The organism is Streptomyces atriruber (assembly GCF_001418325.1).
Taxonomy (GTDB): Bacteria; Actinomycetota; Actinomycetes; order Streptomycetales; family Streptomycetaceae; genus Streptomyces; species Streptomyces atriruber.
The window spans coordinates 1-6,059 of record NZ_LIPN01000328.1 but is presented as its reverse complement, the minus strand read 5'-3'; the positions used below and the strand labels follow the sequence as shown (position 1 = coordinate 6,059).

Annotated in this window: 3 protein-coding genes; all 3 read left to right on the top strand. The window is 73.3% G+C overall.

The features are described 5' to 3' along the window. Positions 1 to 2,286, top strand: a 2,286-nt coding sequence (locus AOK03_RS29890) for a UrvD/REP family ATP-dependent DNA helicase (RefSeq protein WP_167355654.1), incomplete at its 5' end; no start/stop codon positions are given. 136 nt (positions 2,287 to 2,422) lie between these two features. Then, positions 2,423 to 3,118, top strand: a complete 696-nt coding sequence (locus AOK03_RS29885; protein ID WP_055568485.1) for a hypothetical protein — start codon at positions 2,423 to 2,425, stop codon at positions 3,116 to 3,118. An 84-nt stretch (positions 3,119 to 3,202) separates the two neighbouring features. After that, on the top strand, positions 3,203 to 6,059 hold a 2,857-nt coding region (locus AOK03_RS29880; RefSeq protein ID WP_055568484.1), incomplete at its 3' end, for an ATP-dependent helicase.

Here is a 6,059-nt window from a genome sequence, read left to right as displayed (position 1 = left end):
GTCCGTGCGGGCGCCCGCACGATCCCCGCGGTCCGCCGCAGCCTCAGCGCGGCGGGCGTGCCCCTGGAAATCGACGGCGACGACATCGCCCTGCGCCATGAGCCGGCGGTGACACCGCTGCTGACGGCGCTGCGGGTGGTGGCGATGGCGGTTGATTCGGAGGCGGTGTCTTCGGAGACGGCGTCTTCGCAGGGGGTGTCTTCGGAGGCGGCTGCTTCCGAGCCGGAGCCGGAGCAGAAGCCGGAGTCGGATCAGGAGCCCGAGTCGGACCGGGAGCCCGAGTCCGAGGGGGCGCCGACGTCGGAGGAGGAGGGAGAAGCGGAGGGGGACGGAGAAGCGGAGGCGGACGGAGAAGCGGAGGCGGACGGAGAAGCGGAGGGGGAGGCGGCCGGAAGCGGAGCGACCGCTCCCGCCTGGCTCGACACCGAGACCGCTCTCACCCTCCTGACGTCCCCGCTGGCCGGTATGGACGCCGCCGACCTGCGCCGACTGGGCCGCGCCCTGCGCGAGGAGGAGCGCGCGGCGGGCAACCACCTGCCGCCGCCCTCCGACGAACTGCTGGCCCGCGCCCTCGCCGAGCCGGAGCGGCTCGTCGCGCACGACCCGACGTACGCCCGCGGCGCCCAGCGGCTCGGCGCGCTGCTCCGCAAGGCCCGTGAGCGCCTCGCGGGCGGCGGCACGGCCGAGGAGGCGCTGTGGGAGCTGTGGGACGGCACGCCCTGGCCCAAGCGCCTGGAACGCACCGCGCGGCGCGGCGGCGCGGCCGGCCGCAACGCCGACCGTGACCTCGACGCCGTGTGCGCCCTGTTCGCGGCCGCGGCCCGCGCGGAGGAGCGCACGGGCGGTCGCGGTGCCCTCAACTTCCTGGAGGAGACCGAGGCGCAGGACATCGCCGCGGACACGCTCACGCGCCGGGCGGCCCGCCCCGGCGCCGTGCGTCTGATGACGGCACACCGTTCCAAGGGGCTCGAGTGGCGGCTCGTCGTGGTCGCGGGCGTCCAGGAGGGGCTCTGGCCCGACCTGCGCCGCCGCGGTTCCCTCCTGGAGGCCGACCGTATCGGGCGCGACGGCCTCGCCGAGCCGCTGACCCCCGGAGCGCTCCTCTCCGAAGAGCGCCGCCTGTTCTACGTCGCCGCCACGCGCGCGCGGGAGCGTCTCGTCGTGACCGCGGTGAAGGCGCCCGCGGAGGACGGCGACCAGCCGTCCCGCTTCCTGACCGAACTCGGCGTGGAGCCCAAGGACATAACGGGCCGCCCGCGCCGCCCGCTGTCCGTCGCGGCGCTCGTCGCCGAACTGCGTGCGACCACCGTCGACCCGCGCGTCTCGGGAGCCCTGCGCGAGGCGGCGGCCCAGCGCCTGGCCCGCCTCGCCGCGCTCGGCGACACCGACGGCCGCCCCCTCGTGCCGGCCGCGCACCCCTACCGCTGGTGGGGCATGTACGAACCGACGGCGAGCGAGGTGCCCCTGCGGGACCGCGACAAGCCCGTCGTGCTCTCCGGAAGCGCACTCGACCAGCTCGCCAACACCTGCGCCCTCCAGTGGTTCCTGGGTCGAGAGGTGAAGGCGGACGCGCCCGCGACCGCCGCCCAGGGCTTCGGCAACGTGGTGCACGTCCTGGCCGACGAGGTGGCCTCCGGGCGCACCCCCGCCGACCTCGCCGTCCTCATGGAGCGCCTCGACTCGGTATGGGACGCGCTGGCGTTCGACGCCCCCTGGAAGTCGGCACAGGAGAAGGAGAACGCGCGCGTGGCGCTGGAGCGGTTCCTCCAGTGGCACGTGATGGACCGCGCGAGCCGCACTCCCGTAGCCAGCGAGCACGGCTTCGACGTGACCCTGGAAGCAGGGTCCTACGAAGTACGGGTGCGCGGCTCCATGGACCGGGTCGAACAGGACGCGGAAGGCCGCGCATATGTAGTGGACTTCAAGACCGGCAAGCAGTCCCCGAGCGCCGCCGAGGTGGCCCGCCATCCGCAGCTCGCGGTCTACCAGTTGGCGGTCCGCGAGGGTGCGGCCGACGAACTCTTCGAAGGCGTACGTCCCGAGCCGGGCGGTGCCGAACTGGTGCAGCTGCGCCAAGGCGCCGCGAAGAAGAACGGCGGCGACGCCCTCCCCAAGGTGCAGGCCCAGGAAGCCCTCTCCGGAGAGTGGATCGGGGACCTCCTCGCGACGGCCGCGGGCAAGGTCCTCGACGAACGCTTCGCCCCCACGGTCGGCCAGCACTGCACACACTGCGCCTTCCGCGCCTCGTGCAGTGCGCGCCCGGAGGGCCGCCATGTGGTGGACTGACCCGGCACGCCCCACCCGTGGCGATTGTCACGTCGCGTCACTCCGGGGCATAGCACCCCCCGGAGCAATCTAAAGTCTCCGTAAAGACACCCTGTGCACTGGCTGAAAGTGCACCTTTTCGAGGAGATGCGCGTATATGGCAGCCAACCGGAAGCTCCTGGCAGTGGCCGTCGCCTGTGCCGCCGCCGTCATCGGCGTGACGGGCTGCAGCAGCGACGGGGACAAGGACCCCTTCGACGGCATGAGCGCCGACAAGATCGCCGACAAGGCCTCCAAGGCGTCCAAGGACGCCGGCTCCTTCACGATGCAGGGCAAGATGGAGCAGAAGGGCGAGGTGAGCAACATCAAGTTCTCCGTCGCCGAGTCGGGCGACTGCAAGGGCACGATGGGCTCGCCGAAGAAGGGCACCGCAGAGTTCCTGGCCTCCGGAAAGACCTCGTACGTAAAGGCCGACGACAAGTTCTGGGAGTCCCAGGGCGGTGGCAGCACGGCCGAACTCCTCAAGGGCCGTTGGGTGAAGTCGCCCAACAAGGGTGAGAGCGTCTGCAACCCGGACGACATGTTCAAGTCCGACAAGCTCAAGAACCTCAAGCGTGAGGACGACGCCGAGGTCGACGGCACGAAGGCCGCCGTCCTCACCAAGAAGAAGGGCGACGAGACCACGACGTTCTACGTCGCCATGGAGGGCAAGCCCTACTTCCTGAAGGTCGTGAACAAGGGCAGCGACGAGCCCGGCTCCGTGACCTTCAGCGACTACGGCAAGGCCGTCGACGTGAAGGCGCCGCCGGCCAGCGAGGTCGTCGACCCGGCGAAGCTCTCCGCGGGTTCCTGACCCCCACGCGTCCCATGAGCGGGCGGTGGCCGCCCGGGTCCGGGTCCGCCCCGGTTGTCGGTGGCCACCGCTAGCCTCTCTGATGTGTCACCTCGCATCACCGATCCCGAGCAGCTCAAGGAGCTCCTCGGCATCCCGTTCACCCCGGAGCAGACGGCCTGCATCATCGCGCCGCCCGCCCCGCAGGTGATCGTGGCCGGAGCCGGCTCCGGCAAGACGACCGTGATGGCGGCGCGCGTGGTGTGGCTCGTCGGCACCGGGCAGGTCGCCCCCGAGCAGGTCCTCGGCCTGACGTTCACGAACAAGGCGGCGGGCGAGCTCGCCGAGCGGGTGCGCCACGCCCTCGTCAAGGCGGGCGTCACCGACCCCGACGCGGTCGACCCCGACAACCCGCCGGGCGAGCCGGTCATCTCCACGTACCACGCCTTCGCGGGCCGCCTCCTGACCGACCACGGCCTGCGCATCGGCCTGGAGCCGACCTCCCGCCTCCTCGCCGACGCGACCCGCTTCCAGCTCGCCGCGCGCGTGCTGCGCGAGGCCCCCGGTCCCTATCCCGCGCTCACCCGGTCCTTCCCCGACCTCGTCAGCGACCTCCTCGCCCTCGACAGCGAGCTCGCCGAGCACCTGGTGAGCCCCGAGCGCCTGCACGCGTACGACACCGGACTGCTGCGCGCCCTGGACGGCGTGAAGCTCACCAACGCCGACCTGCGCAAGGTCCCCGAGACGGCGGCGGCCCGGCTCGAACTGGCCGAGCTCGTCGGCAGGTACCGCGCGGCGAAGCGCTCCCGCGACCTCCTCGACTTCGGCGACCAGATCGCCCTCTCCGCGACACTGGCCGACACCCGCGCGGAGGTCGGCGAGATCCTCCGCGACGAATTCCGCGTCGTCCTCCTCGACGAGTACCAGGACACGTCGGTCGCCCAGCGCATCCTCCTGTCCGGCCTCTTCGGCGGCGGCACAGGGCACCCGGTGACCGCGGTCGGCGACCCCTGCCAGGCCATCTACGGCTGGCGAGGCGCCTCGGTGGCGAACCTCGACGACTTCCCCGACCACTTCGCGCACGCCGACGGCCGCCCCGCCGCCCGCCACGCGCTCAGCGAGAACCGCCGCAGCGGCGGCCGCCTCCTCGACCTCGCCAACAACCTCGCGGAGCCCCTGCGCGCCATGCACGCGGGCGTGGAGGCGCTGCGGCCCGCCCCGGGCGCCGAGCGGGACGGCGTGGTGCGCTGCGCCCTGCTGCGCACGCACGCCGAAGAGATCGACTGGCTCGGCGACTCCATCGCCCACCTCGTGCGCACCGGCAAGGCACCCGGCGAGATCGCCGTCCTGTGCCGCACGGCCACGGACTTCGCCGAGATCCAGGCGGCGCTCGTCGCCCGCGACGTCCCCGTGGAGGTCGTCGGCCTCTCCGGGCTGCTGCACCTCCCCGAGGTCGCCGACCTCGTCGCCGTCTGCGAGGTCCTCCAGGACCCGGGGGCGAACGCCTCCCTGGTGCGGCTCCTGACCGGCCCCCGCTGGCGCATCGGCGCCCGCGACCTCGCCCTCCTCGGCCGCCGCGCCCGCCTCCTCGTGCGCCCCGGGCACGCCGCTCCCGAAGACCCCGACCGGCGCCTCGCCGAAGCCGTCGAGGGGGTCGACCCGGCCGAGGTGATATCGCTCGCGGACGCGCTGGACACGTTCCTGGAGACCCCCCTCGCCCCGGACGACCCCTCCGGAGCGGACGACGGGCTGCCCTTCTCGGCGGATGCCAGGGTGCGCTTCGCCCGGCTCGCGGCCGAACTGCGCGAGCTGCGCCGCTCCTTGTCCGACCCGCTGATGGACGTGCTGCACCGCGTCCTCGCCGTGACCGGCCTGGAGGTGGAGCTCTCCGCGTCCCCGGGCGCCCTGGCGGCCCGCCGCCGCGAGACGCTCTCCAACTTCCTGGACGTCGCCGCCTCCTTCGCCGCGAACGACAGCGGGGCGACACTCCTCGCCTTCCTCGGCTTCCTGCGCACCGCCGCCCAGTACGAGAAGGGCCTGGACAACGCACTGCCGGGCGGCGAGAACACCGTCAAGGTGCTCACCGCCCACCGGTCCAAAGGCCTGGAGTGGGACGTCGTCGCCGTCCCCGGCCTGGTCAACGGCACCTTCCCGAGCGCCCAGGGCCGCGAGAAGTGGACCGCCCAGGCCAAGGTCGTCCCGCACGAGCTGCGCGGCGACACGGCCACGCTGCCCGACGTCGAAGCGTGGGACGCCAAGGGCATGAAGGCCTTCCACGAAGCGATGAAGGGCCACCAGCACACCGAGGAACTCCGCCTCGGGTACGTGACGTTCACCCGCCCCCGCTCCCTGCTCCTCGGATCCGGCCACTGGTGGGGCCCCTCCCAGAAGAAGCCGCGCGGCCCCTCGGACTTCCTCCGGGCCCTGTACGACCACTGCGCGGCGGGCCACGGGGAGATCGAGGCCTGGGCCGACGAGCCCGCCGAGGACGAGGAGAACCCCGCGCTACAGGAGGCGACGGCGGACCAGGCATGGCCGCTCCCGCTGGACGACGCGTCCCTGGCCCGCCGCCGGGCCGCCGCGCAGACGGTCCTCGCCCACCTGGACCGTCTGACGGGGGAGGGCGCACCGGAGCCCGCCCGCTCCCACGAAGAGGCCCACCCGTCGGCGCACGACGACGTGCCTCCGGCCGACGACCCCGAATGGCCACCCCCTCCGGAGGACGAAGAGGGCGGCCACGAAGACGCCGATTTCCCCGACGCCGACCCGGCGGACTGGGACTCCCTGGCGACGGAACGCCCGACGGTCCCGCACCCCGCACACGCAGCGCACGCCGCACACACGCCGGGCCCCGCGCCCGTGCCTGGCCCCGAGTCCGCACACGCACCGGGCCCCGGATCTGCACACGCACCGGGCCTCGAATCCGCACACGCACCGGGCCACGGATCCGCGCACGTGAAAC